This is a genomic window from Alkalihalobacillus bogoriensis ATCC BAA-922, assembly GCF_000621445.1.
GTDB classification, from domain to species: Bacteria; Bacillota; Bacilli; order Bacillales; family Bacillaceae_F; genus Bacillus_AO; species Bacillus_AO bogoriense.
Genome location: NZ_JHYI01000053.1, coordinates 1 through 2,521 on the forward strand (window position 1 = coordinate 1; position 2,521 = coordinate 2,521).

At 43.6% G+C, this 2,521-nt stretch carries 3 protein-coding genes; all 3 read right to left on the reverse strand.

Annotation, left to right across the window (positions count from 1 at the left end; all coding sequences use genetic code 11):
* Window positions 1–101: 101 nt before the first annotated feature.
* From T323_RS0115715 to T323_RS0115725, 3 genes are read right to left on the reverse strand one after another with little or no spacing between them, the layout of a single operon-like run.
* Window positions 102–347: a DUF5348 domain-containing protein gene (locus T323_RS0115715; RefSeq protein WP_026674114.1), complete on the reverse strand. Its 246-nt coding sequence runs from the start codon at window positions 345–347 to the stop codon at window positions 102–104.
* Entirely contained in the window at window positions 344–1,144 is an 801-nt protein-coding gene (locus T323_RS0115720; RefSeq protein WP_026674115.1) for an ExeA family protein, read from the reverse strand. Before T323_RS0115720 ends, T323_RS0115715 begins: the two co-directional genes overlap by 4 nt.
* Window positions 1,137–2,492, reverse strand: a complete 1,356-nt coding sequence (locus tag T323_RS0115725; protein WP_026674116.1) for a DDE-type integrase/transposase/recombinase — start codon at window positions 2,490–2,492, stop codon at window positions 1,137–1,139. Before T323_RS0115725 ends, T323_RS0115720 begins: the two co-directional genes overlap by 8 nt.
* Between the last annotated feature and the right edge of the window lie 29 nt (window positions 2,493–2,521).

Consider the following 2,521-nt stretch of genomic DNA (forward strand, 5'->3'; position numbering starts at 1 on the left):
TGTTAATGACGTTCCAAAGTGTCTGGAACTTGATGGCGCTAATTGTCCTAAAACTGACGGATTCACTGTCCAAAATGAAAGGGAAGCACTTGACGGCTCCCCTAAGATTCTTTCACATCAACTTGATACGTTTCATTTTTCTTGAGATAAAACCTTACGTCATTTCGACCAGTAAGGATATACCAATCCCTTCCAAGTTCCAAGCGACAAGGAAGCGTCCGACCATATCCTAGATGAAGATCAAACCAGTCTCCGCAACGCATCTTATACCCTTTATTTTCTCCCCAAATGACAACCCAACAATCCAACTCTTCATGATAAGTCATCTCTTTCCAACGGGTTTTCATGAAAGCTCCCCTTGGATAACTTGCTTAATCATATGATCATCAAGAATCCTACGTCCATTTTGTGAGCCATACAAAAGACCATGTGTACAGAGTTTATTTATGAGCCTTGCGGCACCACCAGAGAACCGATGGATTTCCCCAATCGCCCCATCTGAAAAGATGGGTTGATCAACTCCTGCGTATCTCAGATGCTTACTAATATATTCCTCAACCTGAGCACGATCGAGATGTCCTAGCTGGAATTGTATATCAATTCTTTGGCGTATGGCTGCGTATGACTGTAAACGTAGTCGGTCCCATAGTTCACTTTGACCGACAAGGATAAGTGCCATTGGACTTAGTGAATCCATTTTAAAGTTAAGAAGAAAACGGACCTCTTCAAGCATTTCCCGATCCAGAAGGTGAGCTTCATCCACTATGACTACTGGTTGTAGTCCTCGTATGCCTTTCATTAATTCAATCTCACGATGAAGTTGTCGCTTTGCATCTCCTCGATAAAATTTCGATTCGGATCCTAGTTGTTCCAGCAACCCCTTGTAAAAATGGCGAGGTGTTAACTTAGAGTCGGATAAATAAAGAACGTGGAATTTTCCTTTATCCAACTTGTCCACAAATTTACGGATTGTCGTCGTTTTTCCCGTTCCACTATCGCCACTCAGGACCGCAAAAAGCTGTCTTTCAGCTGTGTATTTCAATCTTCCAAGGATCTCTTGCATCATAGAGGAATCATATAATTGGTCCGTTGGCAGGTCTCTAGTAAAAGGCGTCTTCTCCATTTGATAGAAGGCTTCAAACACGAGAATCATCCTCCTTCCAAACGCCACGGAAGGTCACGGCAGGTTTCTGTTCCCTTTGACGCTCCTCGTTCTTTCGTTCAGCTGCCTTTAATAGTCTTGAAGAGTCAACACTCTGCACTTGCAAGTGCTCAGGTAATGCAGGACGCTTCCCAGCTTTTTCTCCAATCACAAGCTTTTTGGCTTTCCAAGGAGTATAATTCTCGAATTCAATGGTAAGCTCTTCAATGTTTACTGGATCATAGATAACCTCAACCTGACGTCCAATAAAGGGTAAGCCTACTTCATATTTCTGGTCCATGAAGCTAATGCATCCCGATTTATCGACTTTTCTCGTCTCGCAATGAAGAAATGCATTGCTTAACGTATCCGGATCGATGAAACGAATTGATTTCTTGTCTGACCGAAATGCGGTTTCCGGACTGACTTTCTCTCCAAGTGCAGAATGAGGCTTATTTTGATAGCACTCAGTCAGCCAGACTTGGAAAAGTTCATTCAGGCGATCCAGAGTATTTGGCTTTTCAATGACAGCTTCACTGATGAATGAGTCTATGACTCTATTGAACCTTTCAATTTTGCCTTTCGATTCCGCGGCATACGGCCTTGTGTATGTGAGACGGGTGCCTATTTTTGAGCAGGTACGTGCCATCCATTTCGTTCGATACTGCTTGCCGTTATCAAAATATACCGCCTCTGGAACACCATACTTTTGGATGGACTGTCGGAAGGCATCTTCAATGATCCTTGCATCCAAGGTCGGATAGAAAGATGCATGAAGCACAAACCGAGTGGCGTCATCAATAAAAGCAACAACATACACTTGTTTCTTCATTCCATTCGGACCAATCGGCAAGTAAGGACCGTATTTGATATCTGACTGCCAGAGTTGGTTGCGGTGTCGTTTCTGAAACCTGCGGGCGGCTCCATCTGTCTGGGAATAGAGTCTCATTTGCCTTGTACTGTAGCCTTTTTCCGTCAGTTTTTCCTGAAGGGTTGATCTTTTGATTTGTCCTGGTTCAGCCAGCCCCTCCCATTCAAGAATCTGTATAATTTGAGCTACGCTCCGGCTCGGCACTTCCTTACGTAGGAGAATCGCTTGGTCTAATAGATGGGGAGGAATCGCTTCTGACTTTCGAGGATCTTTTCTCGATTGAGGCTTCAATCCCCCAAACCCACCATCCCGAAATTGAGCCAAATATCGTCTGATGGTTCTTTCTGAAAGGCCGCTTGCCTTAGCAATTTGACCTCTTAATTCTTTTACTTTTCCAGCGTCAAGCCCTTCTGCCAATAAAGGTGATATCAACTGAAAACGTTGCACTGCCAATTCTTCTGATTTCTTATGATCACTCATCATACCATTCTCCTTTCGGTGTCTATCAT

What these genes read in the sequence shown, in the direction of transcription:
- T323_RS0115715 (WP_026674114.1), bottom strand. Translation starts at nt 347, where the DNA reads ATGAAAACCCGTTGGAAAGAGATGACTTATCATGAAGAGTTGGATTGT.
- T323_RS0115725 (WP_026674116.1), bottom strand. Translation starts at nt 2,492, where the DNA reads ATGAGTGATCATAAGAAATCAGAAGAATTGGCAGTGCAACGTTTTCAG.